The sequence below is a fragment of the Microcoleus sp. N3A4 genome (assembly GCF_036701805.1).
Classification (GTDB): Bacteria; Cyanobacteriota; Cyanobacteriia; order Cyanobacteriales; family Microcoleaceae; genus Microcoleus.
Window position 1 is genome coordinate 38,312 of the sequence record NZ_JAUBRJ010000044.1, and the last position, 22,758, is coordinate 61,069.

Genomic DNA, 22,758 nt, shown 5'->3' on the forward strand with positions numbered 1-22,758 from the left:
CTAAGGTTTACTTTTAATCCAGATAAATACAAAAAGTTATTGTCTCAGTACCAACCGAAAATAATTAGAAACGAAGCGGACAATGAAAAGGCTCTGGCTATGGTGGAAGAGTTTATGCACCGGGCCGATCGCACTCTTGAAGAAGACGAGTTATATGAATTGCTGATTGCATTAATTGAAAAATTTGAGCAAGAATACTAAGCACCAGCAGCCACAGCAACTCCTAATTCAATATTGCTGTTTTTGATGGAACAAAGAGAGTTACAACTTGCGGATTTGGTGGGAGTTATGGGGTCTGAAAAAAGAGTATATGAAGTGGTTAATGGTGAGGGAGATATTGGCAAAGAGCTGGCATTGATTCTAGGAAGTTTTTTTCATGTAGAGCCGAGTTTGTTTTGTAATTAATGGAAGTAGAGTATAAGAGAAAAATAAGAAGTTGAAATAAGTGAAATTATGGCTGCAGCGTGAGTGGCGATCGCCCGATCGCGTCACAGCTTGCTACAATTTAAACAAGAATGCTTTGTTGCAACTCGCGCCGAATTTCATCTAAAACTTGGCGATCGCTCAAATCGCGATGCCACCAGTGGCTACAGCCATATTGACAATATTTGCAGTACCTGCGGGCATCGGCAATTGCCAATAAACTCATTAACAGGAAAAAAGTTTTGATAGATTCTGAGGGCGGCAGTTTCAAAAGCTTTGCCATTTGTTCTTTTAATCGCCCTCTACTCAGCAACACACAAGGGGTGTAAGTTGGGCGAAGTTTTGATTTGGCAATAGCTAGGGAAACATCTTCTTCTCGCGCCCCTGCTTGGATGGTCATGTAGGATAGCCGCTGCAATATTTCCTGCTGGTATTCGGTTGGGAAGCTTAAAAACCAGTTTTTTGCATCTTCTTGGCTAATTAATTCTTTTTGAATTTGATTTAGTGTAATTTCAATCATCTGTTGATTTGAGCTTGCCGGATGCTTTTGCTCGATCGATCGCCTCTTGAATCAGAAGGTAGACAAAGTTGGAGATCGATCGCTTTTCGATCTCGCACAACTTTTCGAGATCCTTTTTAGCCTGTGTTGGCAAAACTACTGAAATCCGCTCGCTGTCGCTCATGCCTTGCAATCTGTTGGAAGTTTCCCCTATTGTGCCACCTCGCCCGTCCAGCTTGCAATGGGCGATCGTCGGTCGCTATCGCAGCCGGATGCGGAGGGACATCTTCAGTTGTTTCGGCAACGAGTGCCCAACATCCGATTTGAAGTGGTGTTTGATTTACCCTCTCGCCGAGGATAACTTTTTTGAGGGAGGGTTTTTGATAAGTTAACTGTCAAATTATTGAGGGCGATCGCACTTTTGGGGAAGAGAGGGCGATCGCTCATCCTGAGATTGGCTTACATCTTATTTGATAGGTTTAATTTCGGCTATTGGCCGATCGTCTTGCAAGAGTACCAAGATATTCCCATCTTGGATGAGTTTAAGAAAGCTCGACAGATCCCTCTGAATTTCATCAATATTAATGTCGATCGCAGTTGCGCTGGAAATAACTGACTCAGCATGGGAAGATAAAGGAGGGGATTCATTAGCCGCTATTTCGCGCAGTAAATGCGTACATAACTCCCGATTTTGAGAAGCAGTAGAATGTAACATTTGGCTATATAAATTCCGGGATAAATCCTGATTGAGAATTCCATAAATTAGAATCATTGTCCATTCTTTAGCATTAACAATCATCCGGTCTATGCTATCAATAAACGCCTGCAACTGGTCTTTTAGCTCAAAAGACTCCAGAAAATGAATGAGACCATACATGACTTCATGTTGTTCGCATCTGTCATCTAAAACCAGATAGAGTTCTGGCAAATATTCGCTATTAGGATGTAGGGCAAGTTCGGCTAAAGTGAAGTCAAAACTCATGACTTCCTGATCGGATAGCATAAATTTATTAGCATTTAATATTTCTATTAATTGAGTAACGTTCATCTTATGTCTCCCACTTTATCAAAAGTACCCGACCATGCCAGCTTGTTTTGTTTGATGACTTGTTGTAAATTCTGCCTAATCTGTGCTGTATACAGCCGATCTTGGCGATAAATCGATCGCACATCCCACACGGCACGAGCTAGAGCTTGCCGGGGTGATAGACTAAAGTCTGGTCTTTGTCCATAGGATTGTGTACGCCGATGACGGCCACCCCTTCCTGGATATGGCTGTTCCATCAAGATAGCAATACCCTTGTTTCTAGTGTAACCAGAGATTCCTATTTGTTTCATATAAGCATCGGATGGAATATGGTGGGGTGTAAGGTTGTCTCCTGTGCGACGGATTTTGTTCAAGTCACCAAATTGTCCGATTGTGCTTTCACCTGGAAGTAATCTAGGTATGTTATTTGTCACTTGTATTTTTGAGGATGCCTTTTTTTTATAGTAAAAAATAGTTCCCTATTTTAATTAAATCATGGAAGATTACTTTGGGTGAATGGGAGGCGATCGCACTTTTGGACAGGAAGGGCGATCGCTTCCACGAACACATAAAATATGAACGGGTTTTTAAGGGCAAGATGTTTGAGTCGCTTCGCCAATGTCATCTATTAAAAAATTATTATTATTGAGTACAAGAGTAAAATCTCTGTATTCACACGCTTCTGCTCTACCATCTTTAAAAGAATAAAGCAACCAAACTGTCATTTTTGCTCTAGTAGGAGATTCTTCAATAGGTTTCATCTGAGTAACTTTAATAAAATTATATTGACTGACCCATTGTTTGTTACTATCACTTGAAGGGTATTTTTTCTTAAAATCGTCAGTAGTAAATGCTTTTCCGGCTGCCTTATTATCTGTAGTTGTCAGTACATAGAAGTTATTGAGAGTTTGCTCAGGCGTCGATCTCAACGGGATATCCGAAGGTGAGACGGTACTATTAGGTGAAGGTGTCAAAGATTGGGGTGTTGAATTTGAAGGGGTATTAGATTTAGTCAAATACTCTTGAATGGAATTCCAGGCAGCTTGACCACCTAGAATGAGCACAGCACCACCTACCATAACACCCATCAAAATGCCGTATATTTTCCATAATTTTTGTTTTTCTGTTGGGTCATCCATAGGTAATTATCTCCTGTTTGATGAGTAAAACTTTATGAAACTTCAATATTAATGACGTAGCCTGACTGATTGGGTGCAGAAATTTCAACAATATAATCTCCACTATTTGGCAGTTGACCCTGCCATTGGGATACACCGTTTACAGCATTGCCAATTGTTTGATTGTTAGGAGAAATAATTGTCACATTAATACTTCCCTGCCTGATTTGCACAGTCATGCGCTGTCCGCTACCGCAGTTTAGTAAGTAGCGCTTTTTTTGATTTGCTGTTACACTGTCACGAATTGTTGCTCCTGTACTACCTTCATTAAAGCTTACTCGTTCAGTTGAAACCGAGGGTGTAGATGAAAGAGTTTGCGATCGCTCTTCTGGTGCTGGTGGAGTGCTTAAAGGCAAAGAGCTAGTAGATGGTGGTTTATTTTCAATACTGGCTTTTGACATATTCTGTTGAACGGCATTCCAGGCGGCTTGACCCCCTAGAATTAGCACAGCACCACCTACCATAACACCCATTAAAATACTATAAGTTTTCCAGAGGCTTCTTTTTTGTTCATCATCATTATTCATAGTTTTAGTTGTAGTTTTTTAAGGGACATCATTTGAATTATTATGATTTAATTCATTATTTAGCGACAGCCAGTTACGCTATCTTTAATTATTGACCACTCCTGAGCTAGAGAATACTCACTTTTGACAATTCTTCTTTTCCCTAACTCTGGATGTCTCTGATAAAAGATGTAATCGACTACCGCTTCACATTGCTTGATGCGAGACCATTCTTCCTGTAAACTAGATTCATCACTTCTGATTTTTCGACCTGCTAGTTCAGGATATCTGTCATAAAAAATTTGATCGGTAATCTTATCTATTTCCTCTTCTGTCCCTATTTCCTGATTTGAGCGAAGAGAATTTTTAGAAGGAGACACTAAAGTTGATGGCGAACTACTGACACTTGAAACCGAGGGTGTAGATAAAGGAATTTGCGATCGCACTGCTGCTGCTGGTGGAGTGCTTAAAGGCAAAGAGTTAGTAGAGGGTGGTTTATTTTCAATACTGGCTTTTGACATATTCTGTTGAATGGCATTCCAGGTGGCTTGACCCCCTAGAATTAGCACAGCACCACCTACCATAACACCCATTAAGATGCCGTAGACTTTCCATAGTTTAGTTTTTTCTTGCTCGTTGCTCATTGTTTTACTCTAGTACGGTTAAGGTTTGCCACTTGTTCCCGGTTGATTGCCAATCTCACTAGCTCTTTCTGATTCTCTTTTCCTGCGTTCTTTTTCTGACTCCCTGGAAGTGTCTAAATCTATAGCATCTGAGTTGAGCGAATGATACTCTTCAGATTGATTAGACATATCTTTGATTTGTGAAAATCCAGAATCGTTCGGAAACAGTGGAGCAGCTACTCGATTGTTCACATCTGCGAACCCTGAAGCAATTCCAGTAAATGTTACTACTCCGGCAGCAAATTTCTTGGAAACATCTCCTATTTTGGAAAAAATATTATCGGCTTTGCTCTGTGCGTTTGAAATAGTAGTATCAACTTTTTTCATATTTTCTCCAGCAGCATCAATTTTATTCAGAATTTCACCGACTTTATTCTGAGCATCCTCAAGATTATTTTTCTCGTCATTTACAGCATCCTTAGACTCACTTAGGTCAGCATTGCACTCTCGCTCTGCTTCTTCAAGTTCTGTCAAAGCTTCATCACGTTTTTCAATTTGTTCTGTAATTTCAGACTGTTTTTGCTGCATATCTTCTTTAATTGTTTCCAGCTTGCCTCTGGATTCATCAATCTCGCTTGCTTTTTGCTCCATTTTTTGATTAATTTCCTGGTAAGCAACTTGCAAAGCCTCTCCTTCCAGTTCACCCAACTTTTCCGGTAATGATTCTAATTTTTGCTCAAGGTTTTTGAGTTCTTGCGTCTTAGTTTCAATAATTTGTATCTGCTCATCAACTTCTTGATCTGCTTGCTCAATATCCTCAACTAAAACATCCAGGTTGCTACTATCAGAAACATCTCCCTGGGTTTTTCGCTTCGAGTCTGCTGCTTTTTTGGATTTTTTGAAGTCACTCATGGCTACTAATTACCTCCAGTTTTCCTAGATAAGATTTGAATTTCATACTCAAAGCGTTGCTTTTGATATTCTTTTTGTTTGATTTCTTTTTTAGTACCCTCCTTCGCTTCATCTGACAGTTTATTGCTCTCTAATAGTTTCTTCAAGCCTGTGACATTATCATGTAACCGAGAAATCTCAGCCTGAAAAGCTAAAATTAACTCCTCTCTGTCATGCTCCATAAACTCACGCATAGAAGCAATAACATCATCGTCTGTAAAAAATGTTTCTAGTTTTTCTGTCACTCCCGATTTATTCTTGAAATTCTCTGTAGCTACCCGACGAGCGGCATCCCAACCAGGGACATAATAGAAAGCTTCACCAGGTGAAAAAATACCTGATAATTGTGCTTCGCCTTCCGTTAAACACATTGCCCTACCGAGATATTCTCTATCATCGGGAGAAGGTAAGCGGTGCATTAGCTTTAAATTTGTAGCATCTACAATCGACTGTGCCAAGGCTGCTGGGGATTGATCGACGACGATTACTCCTTCTCCTGCCGCACGCATTTCACGCATGATTTGAGCAAACTTATCAACCACTTGAGATTTTGAATTAGCCTCATCCCCGGAAGTTTGGACTTTTCCGAGCATATTATGGGCTTCTTCAACTAAAATTACATGGCGTAAATCTAAATCTGTTGCTCTCTCACCCATGCGTTGTGGCTGAAACTGTTCAATTCTGACAGTGCGAATATACTCGAAAACAAAAACTAGCATGAACAGAGAAAATAAAGATTGTTCTTCTTGATTTAACCCACCGAGTTCAAAAATAACGGGCTTGCTAAGAAGTTCCGCGAATGGTAAAGGTCTGTTTGCTTGCAGCATTGAACCCTCCCCTCTTTTAGAAACCAGTCGATACAATCTTGCTTTGAGTGCTCCTTTAATGCGATCGCCTACTTCTCGATCGCTTCCATAATTCTTTTCGGCTAAATCAAGAACTTTGTTATAGAGTTCTTGCATAGTAGGAATTTCCAAAGGTTTCCCATCCTTACCAACTTCTCCTCCCCGACTCAGAGCTAGTTGCCATTTCTTCTTATCATAATGATAATCAATGGCTTCTTGAATAAAAGACGGCAGCGGATTTTCTAGTGGCAATGCTCCCATGAAGCAGTCAAATATCCTCGAAATATGATTCTGTACCGAAACCCCCGGCATCACATCAAAGGGGTTAAAGCGGAAAGGAGTAATATCCTCTCTACCAGGGGTAAAAATGAGCAAATCATCTTTAAATTGAGGTAGTCGCTTTAGATAACGATATTCTGGTGTCACCTTGGGATCAAATACCATAAAAGGTATTCTATGCTTTTCCCATAACTGAGTCAAAATGTTAAAAGTTGTCGTTGTCTTACCACTACCAGAACCCCCCACGACAAGCAGATGAGTTTTTAGCTGCTCAATATCAAATTCACAAACCTCATTAGTTTTAACATTGCGGTAGTAATTACCGATAGTAATTGTTTTACGCTTTGCATTCTTGGATGTTTCAGAAACAAAAGCTGAACCTGTATCGTACTCCACACCTGCACAAGACTGATTGATTGGGATGGGTAAACGGAAAAATGCTGCCGCTTCATCCAAATCTACCAAGCGATGCAATCTTTTGAGCATTCCTGGCCCGCCGGGAAATCCAGGCAATATCTTTCCTGATGTATCCCACATTCCCGGCGTACAAGCTTGCTCGTTTATATTAATTTGCAAGGCGGTTTGTACTGCATATTCGCTATCAATAACTTGTACAACTCGCGGGCTAACTGTGTTTGCCGTACAGGTTGCAGCTAGCTGGTTAGCAACGCTTTGACAAGTATCGTCATCAGGCGAGAAAACTCGGAAGCTATAAAGAAAAACTATCCCTGAATAATACCTTTTCTTGATATCTTCATACACTGACTTGGCTCTTTGAGTATTGCTGTCAGGATCTATCTCTTCTTCACGGATACCCTTACTGGCTTGATTTAGTGCCTCTAAGTATCGAGAAGTGGTTTTTTTCTCGTAGCCTTCAACCCTCGTTGGCACTAAGGTTAAATCGATACAAACAGGTTGTTCGTATCCTTTAGGTTGTTGATATCCTTGAAGTTGTTCAAATAAGGCTACCATATTATTCGCCTTATTAACTTGAAAGTTACCAGGGGAATAATAAAAATTTTGACGCTGCCGATCGTCACGGTCTACTAGCCATTGAAATATTTCTTCTGACTTGAGAATTTCATAGCAATAAAGCTGCTGAGTACAGTTAAGCCACGATGGTAGCCAGTCAAATTTATTTTCTGTATTCTCATCAAATTGGTAGAGAGGAGACCTCAAGCTACTCTTAATATATTGTGCTTGCTTTTTTTGAAGATCCTCTGTTATTTTTGGGCTGCTATTGCTTGCCACCCGTGCTATGAAATATACCTCTGTAGATTTAGATCCTTGCGGTGCTTGATGATAAACAATTCTCAGACTATAGCCACAAGAAGCGTTAGCACTTGGATCGTCAAATTGGGTGTAGCTGAAATAAGCAAGACTTTTGAGAAAACTTTTTTGCCACCCGGCAACAAAACCGACTCTACCAGAGGGGTCTAAGTGTTCCATGAGCTTAAATCGACCTGATGCAAAGTCAGAAACCCCTTTAAGCTTAAAGACATTTACAGCATGATAATTGTAAGTATCAACTTCTTGAGGCTGAGCTGTTCCGGGTGCGGAACCTCTCCAGTACTTGAGTTTAGATGTAGTAGTAAGCATGGTAGTATTTACTGAAACTCATCAAAAATATTCTTCTTGCTTTCTGGAATAATTTCTTCATTTTTAGTCTGATGCACAAACTCTTTAACAGTTGCTCCTTTTTGCAGCCAATTATCCCGGATTATCTTGCGAACTGAGAAAGTCATTATTGTATGCAATACCCTCAAATCATCCCACTGAAAACTTCGGCATAGACGATTGCGTTTCAGTTCTTCTTCTTCCAGCTTAATTTTTTCTATTTTCCTGTTTCTTTCTATATTCTCCTCTTGATATATAGCAAGTTGCGATTCATACTTTCTCTTCGCTTCAGCTACCTGAGAATTTGATGTCATGTAAATTCCTAATGCACCCATTACTCCAACTATGCTAAGGACTTGTAAACCCCCATTCCCTGAATAAAACAAGCCAACAGCGATGAGTGCCAAGACCAGAAAAGCTGCATCTGGAATTAAAGGTTGAGTGTTAGCTGCTTGAGGTCGTATTGGTGCTGCGGGTAGTTCGGACGGTTTTTCTGGCTGGACAATCATCATCATTTGGATATCTGCCCAATTGGAATCACCGAAGTAATCGATCCCAGCAATAAACTGCATATTAGTATAGATAGAGTTTCTGAGATTAGCTGTAACCCTAGCCCTCACATCTTTATCAATTTTGAGTGCGTCTCCAGCACCTTCTACAATCCAGCCAGCATTGGTATAAAAAACATCAATGGGAACTTGCTGTGCTTGCAGTTCCGCTTTGAGGATGTCATGTAAGTTAACTGTCTCAAACTTGAATCCCTTTGTTTCTATTACGGCAGAAAACTCCCAAATCACCCAAGATTGCGTCAGAATCGCTGGTTTTGACTGTAATCTCGTCTTTTCACTTCTAAAATCATTCATAGTCATATCTCCTCTCAAATCTGGGATTTTTAGAAAGCAATTGCTAAGCTTCGCTCACCAAACGATCGCCCTCTCGAAGTCGATCGCCTACAAGTGGCTTGCAACCCTCTATTTGTCTATCAGGCTAGAACCCTAACTTTTATGCAAAAGTTACGAAATTCTTTACAAAAGTTTACAAATAGCCTTAGCTACCGATCAAATTCCAAACTTCTATGACCAAGCAAAAGTCTTGCATGGCAAAGCTTTGGCCTATCGCACTCACAAACACGAACTCCTTCCCAAGAAGACCCGCTACAGCCTCCTGTTTATATATCAGGGACAAATCCAGAAAATTATGCAAAATCCCAGAAAATAAATTAAAAAAATTACCGACAGTGCCAAAGACTAGAGTCAAAGTGAGAAATTTACCAAAGTTCAGCCTTACTCCCCAGTCAGGTCGCTAACTGTAGTCAGTGACGGCTAAAAAGCCCTTCCACAAAGGTTTTGACCTTTAAATTTCATTACTTGCGCTTTAGCATTCACTTATCATACGCTAGCTGAGTCTGGTAATAACCTGACACTCATCAGGAGTTATGTTAGAATTCCATCAGGAAATTTAGAGACACCCATCTATGGCATCCACAAACGATCGCTTCGTCGAATCCGAAAGCCGGTGGGACTTAAAAACTCTGTACTCGGACTTGGCCGCCGTTAAGGGAAAGCCTCTCACCCCCGTAGAAAAGCTGCATCTGCGGGGGTTGCTGTGTGGCTACAGTCCGGCTGAAATCGCCGAAAAGCTGCAAAAGAATCCCAAGGGAGTTGAAACTGACCTGTGTGCCACTATTTATAAATACGTTAAAGCCTTTGTGGGTAAAGGGATTGAAAAGATAGAAAACTGGAGAAATATTGCTGAATGGCTTGAGGATGCTGGATATAAAACTCAGTCGTCTGCTAAATTACCAGTCAAAGATTTATTACCTGAAAATTGTGTTGTTAATGTAACGAATATAAATATAGATAAAAATCAAATAGTATTTTTTATCAACCTGCGAATACCGACTTCACCAGATTCAGAACTCTCAATACAAAATCTAGACATCAACGATAACAACGGTAACTAAAATTTAGCCACAAATCAACAGATTGGTAGGGTGAAGCGACTAAAATCAGGAAGGGCGATCGCACCTTTACCCGATCGCGCGGGGCGATCGCACACTGCATTTCTCAAAAAAGGGCGATCGTACTTTTATTGTGCTACCATTCAATGAGAGCGTCAGTGAGTAAAAAAATGGCAACAATTACCCTTCAAATTCCCGACGAACTAGCACTGCGGCTAGATACTCTCAAAGATGAGTTACCACAGATTTTGATGCTGGGATTGAGGGAAGTCGAAGCCAATCCTTCAAGCGGATTTTCTGGACTCACGCAGATATTAGAATTTATAGCAAGTTTACCCTCGCCCCAAGAAATATTAGCCCTGCGTTTATCCGACGATCTTCAAGCTGAAATCGATACTTTATTAGAGAAAAATCGCACAGAAGGACTCACGCCGATCGAGCAGCGCCTGTGGCAACAATACGAATTTGTCGAACATTTAGTACGCATTGCCAAAGCGCAAGCCCTGCTGAAACTGAGCGAGGCAGCATGAGTAAAACCTACGTTTCAGCTAGTCTGCGACGAATGGTATGCGATCGCGCCAACGGATGTTGCGAATATTGTTTAATCCCAGAAACACTCGCCCTCTCGTCTCATCAAGTAGACCATATCATCGCAGAAAAACATAGGGGTGAAACAGTTGAAAGCAATCTGGCTTTGTATTGCTCGCTTTGTAACAAAAATAAAGGCAGCGACATTGCCTCGATCGATCCAGAAACAGGTGAAGTGGTTCGACTTTACAATCCTCGAAAAGAGCGCTGGGAAGACCATTTTCAACTTCAAACTGAAAGTGGTACGATCGAACCTCTAACTGCGATCGGTCGAGTCACTGTGCGTTTATTACAGGTTAATCGTGCAGAATATCTGGCCGAACGTAAGCTATCGATCAAAATTCGATCGTTAACAAAACCCGATTAATCGATCGTGTTCAAGCCACACCATAACCCGTATACGGATGCTTAATAGTATGAGTAAAAGTTGAAGCGCAATTATGCCAAATCTTTACATTATTGGCGGCCCTAACCGTTCAGGTAAAACTACAGTTTCCCTGAGATTATTACCCTATTTTTTAGAATGTTTTGAATATGTCAATGCAGATGCGATCGCCGCCGGAATCTCCCAATTCAATCCAGAGTCAGTCGCCATCCTCGCAGGACCCTTAATGATACAAAGATTGCGAACTTTATCAGACTCTGGGACTGATTTCGCCTTCGAGACAACTCTAGCAGCTCGCAACTTCGCTCGATTCTTGAGCAACTGTAAAACCAAAGGCTACACAATCAACCTGATTTACTTCTGGCTGCCATCCCCAGAAATGGCAATTGAACGGGTGCAACAACGGGTGGAAAGTGGCGGACGTTCTATTCCCGAAGATGTCATCCGCAGGCGATACGATCGCGGACGCAGAAACTTAACTTCATTATATCTGCCTTTGTGCGATCGCTGGATAGTCTATGATAATTCTAGAGATACTATCTGACTAATTGCTGAAGGTAGTGCGGAAGACGAAACCCTAATCTCTGACAGTGAAACTTGGAATCGCATTATAAATTAGTAAAATGACTGAAAAAAAACTTGTCAAGTTATCCGATCGCATTGACGCAGGTGTCAAAGCAGCCATCGCCGAAGCCATTGAAAAACACCGGAGACTAGGACAATCAATTAAAATCTGGCGTGACGGTAAAATCGTGACTTTAACTGCTGCTGAGATTCCACCGCGATCGGATAGCGATACTGTAAGTTAATTTGGTAATAAGCGATACCCGCCGATGTCACAACTTCTCAACAAAGTGCGATCGCACGTATAAATTTAGGATAAAATATCCCACACAATTCCAAAGACTCAAGTCTCAATTAATTTAAGGAATTGGCAAGTGAATAATTTGGTCTTGGTATTCCTCATCAAAAGAACCTCCTGCGATCGTAATCAACTCGTTAAGTGTCTCCCCAATACTCATATCTGGGTTGAAGATAAAAATACCAGGTACGTGGTTACCTTGGGCAATACGATCGGCTAAGTGTACGGGCATTGACTTGCGATTATTAGTCACCAGCACAAAGTTATGCACTTCACACCAAATTAGGATTTCTGGATCTAATGTACCTTTGGGAGGAGTATCAGGTTCTCCCACCGCCCGAACGATCAAGTCTGATTGCCGTCGTCGCAGTTGGTTTATATAAACTGGATTAACATTTTCATCCATGAGATATTTGAGCATTGTTCTCCTTTTTAACTGCTCTTTCTGCCTTTAACTGCATCAGTTTCTGCACAACAAGTGACGGATTTCGCTGCTGTTCTTCTCGCATTCTACGTCCCCAGTCCAACCAGTCAGCGATGTACTTACTCACTGTTTCTTTGTTGTGGAGATAATACAGAATGGTGGCATACACTTGTTCGAGACTCAGAGAAGTGTAAATATTAGCAATTTCCTCGGGAGTGCGAGCTCGATAAATGTACTCGTACAGGATAGTTTCAATTCCGATGCGCGAATCTTTCAAGCGAATGTCATCAAGTGCTATAAAGTTGAAATATTCTTCTAGTTGCACAGTTCTAATCCTTCCTTTTTAGCAGTTCGTACTACCAACTATCATTTTACTATAATTTCACCTTGAATTCTAGCGAGGTATAGCTGCGATCGCCCCTCATTTTCTCAAAAAAGCCCGTGTAGCGTAGCTATTCCGTAGGGAATCGCCCTTTTCTTCCTTAGCTGAAATAAAATACGATCGCACTCTCCACAAAAAATGCGTCAAGCGTAGCTATCCCGTAGGGAATCGCCCAACCTAAGACAGAAGCGATCGCATAACAAACAACCAACAATCAATAACTCAAAATAAAATTATTGTCAACAGTATTTTTTCGGAAATATTGAAGCTTAAATAAAAAGTGCTAGCTAAGATTTGCGAATTATAGCATTTTGTTCAAACTCTTTGAAAATGCTAAGTTAATTAAAGATTTTATGCAGGTGACGCATAAGTGTTTACATTGTCGATCGCAATTTTGTTATTCTATTAGAAAGTTTCATTCGATCGACTGAATTTTTGTACCACAGTCCCACCCCTAAACAGAACGGCAGTTTCCACAATGAGAATTTTAGTCACAGGCGGTGCTGGTTTCCTCGGTTCCCACCTAATCGATCGCTTAATGGCCCAAGGACACGAGGTAGTCTGCCTGGATAATTTTTACACCGGGACTAAACGCAATATCCTCAAATGGCTGGACAACCCGTATTTTGAGCTGATCCGCCACGACATCACGGAACCGATTCGGTTAGAGGTAGATCAGATTTACCATCTGGCTTGTCCCGCTTCGCCAGTACACTATCAGTTCAACCCCGTCAAGACAATCAAAACTAATGTCATCGGCACATTAAATATGCTGGGATTGGCTAAACGGGTGAAAGCAAGATTTTTTCTCGCTTCCACTTCCGAAGTGTACGGAGATCCTGACGTACATCCGCAAACAGAAGATTATCGCGGCAACGTTAATTGTATAGGAATTCGCAGTTGTTATGACGAAGGGAAGCGAGTAGCTGAAACCCTATCGTTTGATTACCACCGGCAAAATGGGGTAGACATTCGAGTTGTGCGAATTTTTAACAGTTTGACAGGCGATCAAAAAGTTCTCTATTACAAAGGAGATCGACTTTATTACGAAACATTTGAGGAATGCTACAGTCGGATCGGAGGTGACATATCAAATGTTTCAGTTCCTTGCTTTGACGAACAGGGAAAAATGCGCTTAAAACCAATCTCGGCAATTTGGAAACACAAAGTGACGAAGAAAGGGTATAAAATTGCAACAACCTGGGGCAAACAAGTAAAAATTACTGAAGACCACAGTTTGTTTACTCGCGACAGCCAAGGGTTGCCTCAAGCCGTATTTGGCAAAGACTTAAAGGTTGGAGATGATGTAGCGGTTCCCAGTTACATTCCTTTTATCGATCGTCCCTTGGAACCTTTTTACATTAGCGATAAAGTTAATGCACCAGGGCTGTGGGTAATCAGCGAGGATGCGATCGCATACTTAGAAAAATTCCGAGAGCAGATATATGGATATTTCGCTCGAAAAGGAATCAGCAATCGCCAATACTTCAGCACCATCAAAAAATACGAAGCAGGCAACAAAATTCCCTGGCAACTTTGGCAAGAATTGGGATTATCTTTGACCAAAAAAGACAAAATATCTGGCTATCAATCCGTCAAAGCAATCAACAATTACATCAAAAATGTCAGTGATTTCCTGTGGTTTTTGGGATTTTACTTAGCAGAAGGCTGTTTGGTTCATACAGAAAAAGACCGCCAGCTCGTATTTAGCTCAAATGTCAAAGATCTGGAAAAGCTGATCCAAGTGACGCGAGAATTATTTGGCTGCGAGTGTGAAATTCGATTTGACAAAGAGGAGAAAAGATCGCCCTCGGTTAACGTCAGGTCAAAAATAATTGTCGATCTAGTTGTCAATATTTTGGGGTTTGGCAAAGAATTAAGCACCAAAAAAGATATACCAAATTGGATTTTGCAACTTCCCAAAGAACAGTTAGTTCACTTTTTACACGGTTTCTGGGAAGGCGACGGGAATCACGACGCGAAAACAACGGGTTCGCTGCTAGTGTTTAACAGTTCCAGCCAAAAAATCATTGAAAAACTGGTGCTAATTCTAGCTAAATTCGGGATAGTTGGAAGTGTGTCAGAATTCGAGACAACAGTCCGAAAAGGAGACAGCAAAAAATACAAGTCTTACCGGATAACGGTTCAAGGGTTGGACGAGTACAGCATTCTCAATCTTGCTAATGCCAAACAAAAACTGCAAGCTAAAATCACAGGGGATTTAGCTTGGGCAAAAGTTAAAGCCATAGAAGAGTTTGAAATCGATGAGGATGTATACGACTTTTCTGTTCCCGACGGAGAGAATTTTGTAGGCGGTACTTACTGCGTTTGCTGTCATAATACCTACGGCCCTCGGATGTTGGAAAATGACGGCAGAGTAGTGAGCAATTTTATTGCTCAAGCTTTGCGGAATCAACCGCTGACAGTATACGGCGACGGTTCCCAAACCCGGAGTTTCTGCTACGTTTCAGATTTGGTGGAAGGATTTATTCGTTTGATGAATAGCGACAAAATCGGGCCGATGAATTTGGGGAATCCCGGCGAATACACTATTTTGGAACTAGCACAAAAAATTCAAAATACGATTAATCCAGGGGCAGAAATTATCTTTAAACCACTGCCGGAAGACGATCCAAAACAGCGACAACCGGATATTACTCGTGCTAAAACTTGGTTGGGGTGGGAGCCAACTGTGCCGCTGGATCGAGGTTTAGAGTTGACTATAAAAGATTTTCGCGATCGCATCGAGGGAAACCAAAAGTAGAGACAGGGAGAGGGGGAGACGGGGAGAGTGGGGGAGGGAAAAAATCTTCCTTATTCCTTATTCCCAATTCCCGATTCCCAATTCCCAATTCCCGATTCCCGATTCCCAATTCCTACCTGATTTATTTACTAGCTTTGAGGAGATTTCTATGCACGTTTGCGTCATCGGTACAGGATACGTTGGTTTAGTTACCGGCACTTGCTTGGCCCACATCGGCCACCACGTGATTTGCGTAGACAACAACGAAGAAAAAGTTAAATTAATGAAATCGGGACAGTCGCCAATTTTTGAGCCCGGACTGTCTGAATTAATGCACTCTGCCTCTCAATCGGGAAATCTAGAATTTACTTCGGATTTAGCAGCAGGAGTTGCCCACGGGGACATTTTATTCATTGCCGTGGGGACACCTCCTTTGCCTACTGGGGAAAGCGATACTCGCTACGTGGAAGCGGTTGCTCGCGGAATTGGCGCTCACCTCGACGGCGATTACAAAGTAATAGTAAACAAATCGACAGTGCCCATCGGTTCGGGGGATTGGGTGCGAAGGATTGTACTAGACGGTTTAGCAGAACGTCAAAAACCTCAAAGCGGTGATGGTGTTACTGGTGAGGAAGTCGCAGCAAAAACGGGCGTGGTATTTGATGTGGTTAGCAACCCGGAGTTTTTGCGGGAGGGCTGTGCTGTTTTCGATACTTTTAATCCCGATCGCATTGTTCTCGGGAGCAATTCTCAGCGGGCTATGGATATGATGCTACAGTTATACAGGCCGATTGTCGATCGCAAGTTTGCAGAAAATCCGTCTTTGCCATCTGTGCCTGTGGTGATGACTGATATCAGTTCAGCGGAAATGATTAAGTACGCAGCTAATGCTTTTTTGGCTACGAAGATTAGCTTTATTAATGAAGTTGCTAATATTTGCGATCGCGTCGGTGCAGATGTTACCCAAGTAGCGAAAGGTATCGGTTTAGATTCGCGGATTGGCAACAAGTTTCTGCAAGCTGGCATCGGTTGGGGCGGTTCTTGTTTCCCCAAAGATGTCTCGGCTTTAGTTCACACTGCTGAGGATTACGGCTACGAGGCGCATTTGCTGAAAGCGGCGGTGGAAGTTAACGAACGCCAGCGGTTGATTGCTATTGAAAAGTTGCAGCACGTTTTGAAGATTCTCAAAGGTAAAACTGTCGGACTTTTGGGTTTGACTTTCAAGCCGGATACTGACGATTTGCGGGATGCTCCTTCGCTGAATTTAATCGAGAGTTTGAATCGATTGGGAGCGAAAGTTAAAGCTTACGATCCGATTGTTTCTCAAACTGGAATGCGTCACGGTTTGTCGGGAGTTTTGGTAGAAACCGATCCCGAAAGGTTGGCAGACGGTTGCGATGCTTTGGTGTTAGTGACTGACTGGGAACAGTTTCGCAATTTAGATTACGAGAAAATGGCGAAGTTGATGGATCATGCGGTGATGATTGACGGCCGCAATTTCTTAGACAAGAAGGTTTTAGAAGCCGCTGGTTTCCAATATGTGGGAATTGGAAGGTAAAGAATAGTTTTGAGTAGAATCTCTATCTCGTAGGTGCACAATTCGCACCTTACAAACGAAAATATCTATCCCGTAGGGTGTGCATTGCCCACCCTACATTTATATTGCTGGTGGCCAACAATCGCGGGTTTACCCGCCTCGCCTGCTTTAAAAATTTTCCATCAAATCTTTTTCTTGAGCGTAAACATCTCGTAGCTGTTGCAGTGCTGAGGCAGAAATTACCGATTTAACTGTAGCTACTAATTTACCCCACTCAAGCAAGCTGTCTACTGAAACAGCGGCTTTGAAGTTGTACGTATAGAATTTAGTCCAAAATTCTGGTGCTTGTGTCCGTTTCCAGCGTTTGTACCATCCGAGAAAATCTCCAGTACAGGGCTGTTTTACTTCTAAGATTGGGGGGAAATCGGCGTAGCTGACAAATCTACTGAGGCCTTTGGCGTGCACGTACACCATGTTGTGACAGCATTCGATCCGGTAAATTTGGTCTGGTGAGATGTTGAACAGGAGTGCTACTGTTTCTTCGGTGACAAATCTCGATCGCGGATTGACGATCGACGATTTGTGAATAATTTTTGATGCGCCGATCGCTGACGCTCTTAACTGATTTTCTGATATCATTGTAGTTGCATATGGTGGTGGTAGCTAAATCTATCTCTGCTAAGTGCGATCGACAGAAATTATCTGTCGGGATTAATTTTAACTGGCGATCGTCTTTAGTTTCGTTGACTCCGCCGCAAAACGGAGACAAGCCCCGACTTCTGCCATGAGAGGCGCAAAATTTTCGACCAACGTTCAAGCTCCCAGATTCATCTTTAGAGTCAATCTAAAATCTAAAATCTAAAATCTAAAATCGAATGACCGGGGCGATCGCTTTTTGATATATTATAATAAATCCAAAATTTTGTAAATAGTGAATATGAGCAAAGGCTTAGTCAGGTTGCGGGTTCGAGAGTTGGCGGCCCAGAAGGGATGGACGCTCAAGGAAGTTGCAGAGCGATCGGGCGTGGGCTACAGTACGATTAGCAATTATGCCCGTTCTCAGGGGATGGCAATGGTTGACTTTGCCGCAGTTCACAAGTTGGCTCGAACTTTTGATGTGATGATTGAGGATTTCGTCGTAATCCTAGAAAAATAGTTGAACGTTTTGCTTAAATTCAATTTTGTAGCGATCGACTTTTGATCTGACGATCGAAGTTTTGATGTAATGATTTCAGCATAGGTCGATCGCCCGCAACGAAACTCGAGCCCCTATCATTGAATTAACCCGCTTGCAGCAGCGCATCAGGAGAACCGTCAAATGCTAGATGCTTTGCTATTGGGAGGTCTTCTCAACGCTTTCGATGGGATAGTGGGCACTCAAGCCAATGATGCAGTCAAGCACCTCTGTGTGAACAAACCTGACGGTCAACGGATTACCGTTAGACCGCAGGCTTCTTTTTCCTTTTTTTCAAAGGCTTTTTTGAGTGACGTAGAACCACCGCCACTTTCGTAACTTAAGCCAATCTTCTTGATAAGTTTAGCTGAATTTTCATCTCGATCCAAAGATTCTCCACACTGACAATAATGCCATCTGTCCGACAAGTCCTTCGGTACTTTACCCTGGCAATTCCAGCAGTGTTGAGAAGTTCCTTTTGGGTCAACAAATAAAACGCTTTTACCCAATTTCCAGGCAACATATTTGAGCACAGTAGCGAATTGACCGTGAGCAGCATCAAGCATTGATTTATTTAATCCACTTTTAGCCGCTTGACCGTTTGGCAAATAAACCAAGTTGCCATCCTCCACTTCAGTCTTGACTTTGGCACGTCTGGTCAAATTCTTGACACTCAAATCTTCAACCACTAAAACTTCACATTTACCAAATAGGTAATGTGCTGTTTTAAACTGAAAATCAAGTCTCGCTCTGGCTACAAATTGGTGAAGCTTAGAAATCTTACCTTTGATAATCTGCCAAGATTTAGAACCCTTGAATTTTTGAGAAATTTTCGCTTGAAGTCTAGCTAATTTCTGGGCCGACTTTCTCAAGACTCTCGGGTTTTCAATTCTTTCACCATTGGACATATAGACATAATTGGTGATTCCCAAATCAATACCGAGACTGTTTTCCTCAGTCGGTTGAATTTCTGCAACCGTTACGGGAACTGTTTGATCTTCTAGCGTCAGGGAAATATACCACCCATCCCCTTCTCTGATAACTGTACCCGTCTTAACCTTGAATCCTGTTGGTATTGGACGATGGAAAACCATAGGCTCTTGACCTATTTTTGCGAGTTTGATACAAATCCTATTTTGCTCATCCTCGATCGGATCAATATTATTCAGTTGAGGGTATGTGAACGACTTGTAGTAATGAAACCCTTTGAACTTGGGCTTGCTTCTACGATTGCCATTTTTGTCGGGCGTGGTAAAGTTTGAGAAAGAAGTTTCCACTCTATTTACCACATCTTGCAAAACCTGAAAATCTAACAGTTTGTAATCAGGAAATAGCTTTTTTGTGTTTTTCAGGTCAGCCACTTGTATAGTTTGCCACTGTACATATCCGCCTTCAATGTTCGAGAAAACGTCACCTTTCCTGGTCAAAAAATTGCCTGACTCATCCTTTTTTCTGCCGTCCCTAGTTTGCACTCTCGTCAAAGGAATATTTTGATAAATTTCCTCAATCGGGACTATAGAAACAATTAAAGGACAAGCATTAATAGGCGTTCTCGTGGACTCCCACCATCTAAATCTTTCACCCATTCGATAGTTGTACTGCCTACGACAGAGTTCTAGGTGGGTGGCGATGGTTATTAGTTGGGCTTTTGTGGGTTTGAGGCGGTATTTATATGTCAGTTGCATTTTTTAACTGCTTTTTTTCGACCTACTTTAATATACCATTTTCCTACTACAATATTTAGAACGTGCCTCAAAATTTAAGGTCTTCGCAAAGTCTAATTGTCGGTTTCGGTACCTACACCCGACGCTTCTGGACATCACGCTCGGTAATTCCCAACGGGGTACTTCGCGCAGCGCTGTGATGCGTCCCCTCGAAATATACTGAGGGACTTCCCGGCTGTTAGTTAAAATAATTTTTTGCACAAATCGGGCATTCAATTCTCAAATCCTGCGATCGCTTCACTGCTTTTGGCTGCGAATACCCAATAAGTGAAATCATAGATTGGTGCAATTTGTCAACTCCCACTTTTGTTAACTTGTCTTACATTATGTTAATTTTTTATGTTTTAGTAGTCGTTCCGATATTTTTTTGATAGTGCTTCAGTAACTGAGTTTTGTGGCGGTGTCAAAAGGCAACAGCAGTAAATTGAATCTCAAATTAAAAATTTTCTAATTCTCGGAAACAGATTTTTTCAGTGGATTTACTGTGAATGTTCAATAAAAAGTAACACTTACAACCGTACTGAGTACCGTCGCGTTACCGAAATCACGGACTTTTTTCAGCAAGGCGTAAGTAATAGAAATCCGGATTAAAAACCCCTTTATAAAATTTGGCGGTTGAAACAGATCTAACACCAAATGTCGTCCGCTGTGAGAATAACTCAAGAATAAAGGGGGGTTTTTAATCCGGATTTTGTATAAAGAGCGATCGAAATATCCATGTTCTGGCATCGCTTCTTCTCCAATAAAAAGAACTGACTGGCGCAGTCAAAGCCAGACAACCCTTGCGTAGGAGTTGCGGTAATTTGTCCTCTTAGCGACTCGCGATCGCCCGCAGCAGTCCTCGTCCAATTCTTTCCTAAAATCTCAACCAAAAAAATACGTAAGTAATTATTGTTTTTAAATAAATAATTATTGAAAATTTATATTTTGGTGTTTATGGAACTTTCTCAAGCTGGGTAGGTTAAAACTAATAAGTAAACCAGGGAATAATGAAAATGATCTCCAATCTGCCGAATTTGTCAGCCGTAAAAATACCTAAACTTACGAATATTGCCACTAAAAACAACTTTTTTTTAAAAGAAGCAAGCTCTACAGCAGGGCGTGAAGCGAAAAAATCTCTAGTGGTTGTTGACTCCCGAGTAGAAAACTACGAGCAATTGATCGGTGGCATCAAAGCAGGAACGGAAGTATTTGTACTCAGTGAAACCAGGGGGGCGATCGAGCAAATCACGGAAATTTTGGGTCAGCGCAGCAGCATCACCAGCCTGCACATAGTTTCTCACGGCCGAGAAGCAGCAGTAGAAATTGGCTCAACAGAACTGAATCTTGATAACCTAGAAACCTACAGCAGCCAATTGCAGCAGTGGCGAAAAGCCCTTAGCGAGCAAGGCAACATTCTGCTTTACGGCTGTAACGTAGCCGCCGGCGAATCCGGCATTAAATTCATACAAAAACTCAGCGAATTAACGGGAGCAAATATTGCCGCTTCCAACAACCTAACAGGCAGTGCAGCACTAGGTGGCGACTGGGAATTAGAAATTACTACAGGACAAATAAATACCGAATTAGCCTTTGAAAAACAAGTCCTAGAAAGCTACACATCAGTCCTGGCTACCTTAGTCAATGAAAACTTTAAAAACTCAACGGTAATCGGGCCTTGGATATATGGAATTGCTGGCACCTCCGCTCAACCGGGCTTAACGGCAGGCCCCGCCAACCCCAACGGTATTATTCGCAGTTTAGGAAATAACGATCCAGCAGGCACCGGCGCTTTGAGATTAACATCAAACGAGAATAACCAATCAGCTTATGTCCTCTACAACAACCCCATCTCTACCACTGAAGGTCTGAGAGTTACGTTTGATTTCTTTGCCTATAACAAAGGTACCAGCGTCGAGGGTGCCGATGGCATTAGTTTTTTCCTGATTGACGGAACAGCAACGCCAACAAAAGCGGGAGGCTTTGGCGGATCTCTCGGCTATGGTAGCAATAATAGTCTAGATCCTGCTCTGAGATCGGAGGGTATTTCAGGAGGTTACTTAGGTGTCGGATTAGACGAGTTTGGCAATTTTTCCGAGCCTCAACCGCTCCCACCAACACGACCGACTTTCGGGCGTGTGGGTGGTCCCGGAATTACAAAAGATTCAATAGGAATTAGAGGCAGCGAAAGTAGAACCTATAGTTTTATAACTAACGCTTCCGTTGCTATTGGCATAGATAATGAAACTGCCACCGCTCGCACCGATCTTAATACTAAAAGAAGCGTCCAAATTACATTATTCCCGACGACTTCAGCAACACCTAACCGTCTGACAGTTGGCTTCGACTTGAACAACGACAGCGACTTTGATGATCCGGGCGAAATACTGATCGACATACCAAATTTGGCATTGGCAACCGTAAACGGAGCAGTGCCAGCTACTTTTAAATTTGGCTTTGCGGCTGCGACAGGAGGAAGTACAAACATTCACGAAGTTAACAATCTCCTTGTCGAAAGTATAGATGAGCCTGCACTCCAAGCCGACGTTTCCATTGTTAAAAAAGGCCCGCTCTATGCCATACCCAATAGCACGATTACCTATACGATTACCTCCACAAATAACGGGCCAAACAGCGCCGAAAACGTCCTGATTCAAGATCCCCTCCCAGATGGCTTAAGTTTCGTCGGCGCCTCCGACCTCGCCACATACAACCCCACAACGAGGACGGTCATCTGGCCGGCGATTCCGACTCTGGCTAACGGTGCTAGCCAAACCCGCACCATCACCGCCACAGTTTCCCCAACAACAGTGGGCACAACCATAACCAACACCGCCTTTAGCAACTCCAGCACTTACGACCCCAAGCCAGATAACAACAATAGTTCTCAACCAACTTCTCAGGTTCCAACTACAATTGTTGATGCTCTTGCCGACCTCGTTACCACCAAAAGCGGGACTGCTGCTGCTGCACCGGGTGAAAGAGTTACTTACACAATTTCGACAGTCAACAACGGCCCAAGCACCGCGGCGAACGTCACCGTTACCGACAG

At 42.2% G+C, this 22,758-nt stretch carries 23 protein-coding genes and 3 pseudogenes; 13 read left to right on the plus strand and 13 right to left on the minus strand.

Annotation, left to right across the window (positions count from 1 at the left end; translation table 11 throughout):
- Window positions 1-39: 39 nt before the first annotated feature.
- Together QUA56_RS22990 and QUA56_RS22995 are read left to right on the plus strand one after the other, a co-directional pair.
- Window positions 40-201, plus strand: coding sequence for a hypothetical protein (locus tag QUA56_RS22990; RefSeq protein ID WP_333362042.1), 162 nt, complete (start codon window positions 40-42; stop codon window positions 199-201).
- Between the two features lie 42 nt (window positions 202-243).
- On the plus strand, window positions 244-405 hold the full coding sequence (locus QUA56_RS22995) for a hypothetical protein (RefSeq protein ID WP_333362045.1): 162 nt from the start codon (window positions 244-246) through the stop codon (window positions 403-405).
- Between the two features lie 100 nt (window positions 406-505).
- Here the strand turns inward: QUA56_RS22995 and QUA56_RS23000 are convergent, their stop codons facing one another.
- From QUA56_RS23000 to QUA56_RS23040, 9 genes are all read right to left on the minus strand, one after another.
- The gene (locus tag QUA56_RS23000) at window positions 506-943 is read right to left on the minus strand and encodes a DUF5958 family protein (RefSeq protein ID WP_333362048.1); all 438 of its coding nucleotides are present in this window, start codon (window positions 941-943) and stop codon (window positions 506-508) included.
- A complete protein-coding gene (locus QUA56_RS23005; protein WP_333362052.1) occupies window positions 936-1,106 on the minus strand; it encodes a ribbon-helix-helix domain-containing protein in 171 nt (56 codons plus the stop codon). Before QUA56_RS23005 ends, QUA56_RS23000 begins: the two co-directional genes overlap by 8 nt.
- Window positions 1,107-1,388: 282 nt before the next feature.
- On the minus strand, window positions 1,389-1,970 hold the full coding sequence (locus QUA56_RS23010; RefSeq protein WP_333362054.1) for an Imm30 family immunity protein: 582 nt from the start codon (window positions 1,968-1,970) through the stop codon (window positions 1,389-1,391).
- 566 nt (window positions 1,971-2,536) lie between these two features.
- Window positions 2,537-3,088, minus strand: coding sequence for a hypothetical protein (locus QUA56_RS23015; protein WP_333362058.1), 552 nt, complete (start codon window positions 3,086-3,088; stop codon window positions 2,537-2,539).
- Window positions 3,089-3,120: 32 nt separating this feature from the next.
- Window positions 3,121-3,654, minus strand: a complete 534-nt coding sequence (locus QUA56_RS23020; protein WP_333362061.1) for a hypothetical protein — start codon at window positions 3,652-3,654, stop codon at window positions 3,121-3,123.
- Between the two features lie 59 nt (window positions 3,655-3,713).
- The gene (locus QUA56_RS23025) at window positions 3,714-4,277 is read right to left on the minus strand and encodes a hypothetical protein (RefSeq protein WP_333362064.1); all 564 of its coding nucleotides are present in this window, start codon (window positions 4,275-4,277) and stop codon (window positions 3,714-3,716) included.
- A gap of 18 nt (window positions 4,278-4,295) precedes the next feature.
- On the minus strand, window positions 4,296-5,168 hold the full coding sequence (locus QUA56_RS23030; protein WP_333362067.1) for a hypothetical protein: 873 nt from the start codon (window positions 5,166-5,168) through the stop codon (window positions 4,296-4,298).
- Window positions 5,169-5,173: 5 nt separating this feature from the next.
- Window positions 5,174-7,930 carry a helicase HerA domain-containing protein gene (locus tag QUA56_RS23035; RefSeq protein ID WP_333362069.1) on the minus strand — a complete coding sequence of 919 codons (2,757 nt, stop codon included), beginning with the start codon at window positions 7,928-7,930 and terminating at the stop codon, window positions 5,174-5,176.
- An 8-nt stretch (window positions 7,931-7,938) separates the two neighbouring features.
- Window positions 7,939-8,817: a hypothetical protein gene (locus QUA56_RS23040; RefSeq protein WP_333362071.1), complete on the minus strand. Its 879-nt coding sequence runs from the start codon at window positions 8,815-8,817 to the stop codon at window positions 7,939-7,941.
- Between the two features lie 605 nt (window positions 8,818-9,422).
- Here QUA56_RS23040 and QUA56_RS23045 point away from each other — a divergent pair.
- The 5 genes from QUA56_RS23045 (at window position 9,423) to QUA56_RS23065 (ending at window position 11,690) form a co-directional block, all read left to right on the plus strand.
- A complete protein-coding gene (locus QUA56_RS23045) occupies window positions 9,423-9,911 on the plus strand; it encodes a helix-turn-helix domain-containing protein (protein ID WP_333362074.1) in 489 nt (162 codons plus the stop codon).
- A gap of 167 nt (window positions 9,912-10,078) precedes the next feature.
- Complete coding sequence (locus QUA56_RS23050; RefSeq protein ID WP_333362077.1) at window positions 10,079-10,438, plus strand: hypothetical protein; 360 nt, start codon at window positions 10,079-10,081, stop codon at window positions 10,436-10,438.
- Window positions 10,435-10,863, plus strand: coding sequence for an HNH endonuclease signature motif containing protein (locus QUA56_RS23055; protein WP_333362080.1), 429 nt, complete (start codon window positions 10,435-10,437; stop codon window positions 10,861-10,863). The genes QUA56_RS23050 and QUA56_RS23055 overlap by 4 nt, the downstream gene beginning before the upstream one ends.
- A gap of 73 nt (window positions 10,864-10,936) precedes the next feature.
- Complete coding sequence (locus QUA56_RS23060; protein WP_333362083.1) at window positions 10,937-11,425, plus strand: zeta toxin family protein; 489 nt, start codon at window positions 10,937-10,939, stop codon at window positions 11,423-11,425.
- 79 nt (window positions 11,426-11,504) lie between these two features.
- Window positions 11,505-11,690, plus strand: a complete 186-nt coding sequence (locus QUA56_RS23065) for a hypothetical protein (protein WP_333362086.1) — start codon at window positions 11,505-11,507, stop codon at window positions 11,688-11,690.
- Between the two features lie 114 nt (window positions 11,691-11,804).
- Here the strand turns inward: QUA56_RS23065 and QUA56_RS23070 are convergent, their stop codons facing one another.
- Window positions 11,805-12,164 (minus strand): DUF5615 family PIN-like protein, encoded by a 360-nt coding sequence (locus tag QUA56_RS23070; protein WP_333362089.1) that lies wholly within the window; start codon window positions 12,162-12,164, stop codon window positions 11,805-11,807.
- The gene (locus tag QUA56_RS23075; protein WP_333362092.1) at window positions 12,142-12,492 is read right to left on the minus strand and encodes a hypothetical protein; all 351 of its coding nucleotides are present in this window, start codon (window positions 12,490-12,492) and stop codon (window positions 12,142-12,144) included. Before QUA56_RS23075 ends, QUA56_RS23070 begins: the two co-directional genes overlap by 23 nt.
- Window positions 12,493-13,027: 535 nt before the next feature.
- On the opposite strand from QUA56_RS23075, the pseudogene QUA56_RS23080 reads away from it, so the two are divergent.
- The 4 genes and pseudogenes from QUA56_RS23080 to QUA56_RS23095 all read left to right on the plus strand — a co-directional run.
- Window positions 13,028-13,546, plus strand: a pseudogene (locus tag QUA56_RS23080) (GDP-mannose 4,6-dehydratase); the annotation flags it as partial.
- Window positions 13,529-14,884 (plus strand): annotated as a pseudogene (locus QUA56_RS23085) (LAGLIDADG family homing endonuclease); the annotation flags it as partial. The pseudogenes QUA56_RS23080 and QUA56_RS23085, both read left to right, overlap by 18 nt.
- Window positions 14,885-15,313: pseudogene (locus QUA56_RS23090) on the plus strand (GDP-mannose 4,6-dehydratase); the annotation flags it as partial.
- A 148-nt stretch (window positions 15,314-15,461) separates the two neighbouring features.
- Window positions 15,462-16,850, plus strand: coding sequence for a UDP-glucose/GDP-mannose dehydrogenase family protein (locus QUA56_RS23095; RefSeq protein ID WP_333362095.1), 1,389 nt, complete (start codon window positions 15,462-15,464; stop codon window positions 16,848-16,850).
- Window positions 16,851-16,997: 147 nt separating this feature from the next.
- Here the strand turns inward: QUA56_RS23095 and QUA56_RS23100 are convergent, their stop codons facing one another.
- Complete coding sequence (locus QUA56_RS23100) at window positions 16,998-17,468, minus strand: hypothetical protein (RefSeq protein WP_333362098.1); 471 nt, start codon at window positions 17,466-17,468, stop codon at window positions 16,998-17,000.
- A 298-nt stretch (window positions 17,469-17,766) separates the two neighbouring features.
- Between QUA56_RS23100 and QUA56_RS23105 the strand changes: the two genes are divergently transcribed.
- Window positions 17,767-17,985 carry a helix-turn-helix transcriptional regulator gene (locus tag QUA56_RS23105; RefSeq protein WP_332955377.1) on the plus strand — a complete coding sequence of 73 codons (219 nt, stop codon included), beginning with the start codon at window positions 17,767-17,769 and terminating at the stop codon, window positions 17,983-17,985.
- 269 nt (window positions 17,986-18,254) lie between these two features.
- Here the strand turns inward: QUA56_RS23105 and QUA56_RS23110 are convergent, their stop codons facing one another.
- Window positions 18,255-19,688, minus strand: a complete 1,434-nt coding sequence (locus QUA56_RS23110) for a transposase (RefSeq protein ID WP_333362101.1) — start codon at window positions 19,686-19,688, stop codon at window positions 18,255-18,257.
- A gap of 1,028 nt (window positions 19,689-20,716) precedes the next feature.
- On the opposite strand from QUA56_RS23110, the gene QUA56_RS23115 reads away from it, so the two are divergent.
- Window positions 20,717-22,758, plus strand: a 2,042-nt coding sequence (locus QUA56_RS23115; RefSeq protein ID WP_333362103.1) for a DUF4347 domain-containing protein, incomplete at its 3' end; no start/stop codon positions are given.

What these genes read in the sequence shown, in the direction of transcription:
- QUA56_RS23015 (WP_333362058.1), bottom strand. Translation starts at nt 3,088, where the DNA reads ATGGATGACCCAACAGAAAAACAAAAATTATGGAAAATATACGGCATT.
- QUA56_RS23050 (WP_333362077.1), top strand. Translation starts at nt 10,079, where the DNA reads ATGGCAACAATTACCCTTCAAATTCCCGACGAACTAGCACTGCGGCTA.
- QUA56_RS23045 (WP_333362074.1), top strand. Translation starts at nt 9,423, where the DNA reads ATGGCATCCACAAACGATCGCTTCGTCGAATCCGAAAGCCGGTGGGAC.
- QUA56_RS23100 (WP_333362098.1), bottom strand. Translation starts at nt 17,468, where the DNA reads ATGATATCAGAAAATCAGTTAAGAGCGTCAGCGATCGGCGCATCAAAA.
- QUA56_RS23065 (WP_333362086.1), top strand. Translation starts at nt 11,505, where the DNA reads ATGACTGAAAAAAAACTTGTCAAGTTATCCGATCGCATTGACGCAGGT.
- QUA56_RS23000 (WP_333362048.1), bottom strand. Translation starts at nt 943, where the DNA reads ATGATTGAAATTACACTAAATCAAATTCAAAAAGAATTAATTAGCCAA.
- QUA56_RS23110 (WP_333362101.1), bottom strand. Translation starts at nt 19,688, where the DNA reads ATGCAACTGACATATAAATACCGCCTCAAACCCACAAAAGCCCAACTA.
- QUA56_RS23095 (WP_333362095.1), top strand. Translation starts at nt 15,462, where the DNA reads ATGCACGTTTGCGTCATCGGTACAGGATACGTTGGTTTAGTTACCGGC.
- QUA56_RS23070 (WP_333362089.1), bottom strand. Translation starts at nt 12,164, where the DNA reads ATGCTCAAATATCTCATGGATGAAAATGTTAATCCAGTTTATATAAAC.
- QUA56_RS23035 (WP_333362069.1), bottom strand. Translation starts at nt 7,930, where the DNA reads ATGCTTACTACTACATCTAAACTCAAGTACTGGAGAGGTTCCGCACCC.
- QUA56_RS23105 (WP_332955377.1), top strand. Translation starts at nt 17,767, where the DNA reads ATGAGCAAAGGCTTAGTCAGGTTGCGGGTTCGAGAGTTGGCGGCCCAG.
- QUA56_RS23010 (WP_333362054.1), bottom strand. Translation starts at nt 1,970, where the DNA reads ATGAACGTTACTCAATTAATAGAAATATTAAATGCTAATAAATTTATG.
- QUA56_RS23025 (WP_333362064.1), bottom strand. Translation starts at nt 4,277, where the DNA reads ATGAGCAACGAGCAAGAAAAAACTAAACTATGGAAAGTCTACGGCATC.
- QUA56_RS23060 (WP_333362083.1), top strand. Translation starts at nt 10,937, where the DNA reads ATGCCAAATCTTTACATTATTGGCGGCCCTAACCGTTCAGGTAAAACT.
- QUA56_RS23055 (WP_333362080.1), top strand. Translation starts at nt 10,435, where the DNA reads ATGAGTAAAACCTACGTTTCAGCTAGTCTGCGACGAATGGTATGCGAT.
- QUA56_RS23020 (WP_333362061.1), bottom strand. Translation starts at nt 3,654, where the DNA reads ATGAATAATGATGATGAACAAAAAAGAAGCCTCTGGAAAACTTATAGT.
- QUA56_RS23040 (WP_333362071.1), bottom strand. Translation starts at nt 8,817, where the DNA reads ATGACTATGAATGATTTTAGAAGTGAAAAGACGAGATTACAGTCAAAA.
- QUA56_RS23005 (WP_333362052.1), bottom strand. Translation starts at nt 1,106, where the DNA reads ATGAGCGACAGCGAGCGGATTTCAGTAGTTTTGCCAACACAGGCTAAA.
- QUA56_RS23030 (WP_333362067.1), bottom strand. Translation starts at nt 5,168, where the DNA reads ATGAGTGACTTCAAAAAATCCAAAAAAGCAGCAGACTCGAAGCGAAAA.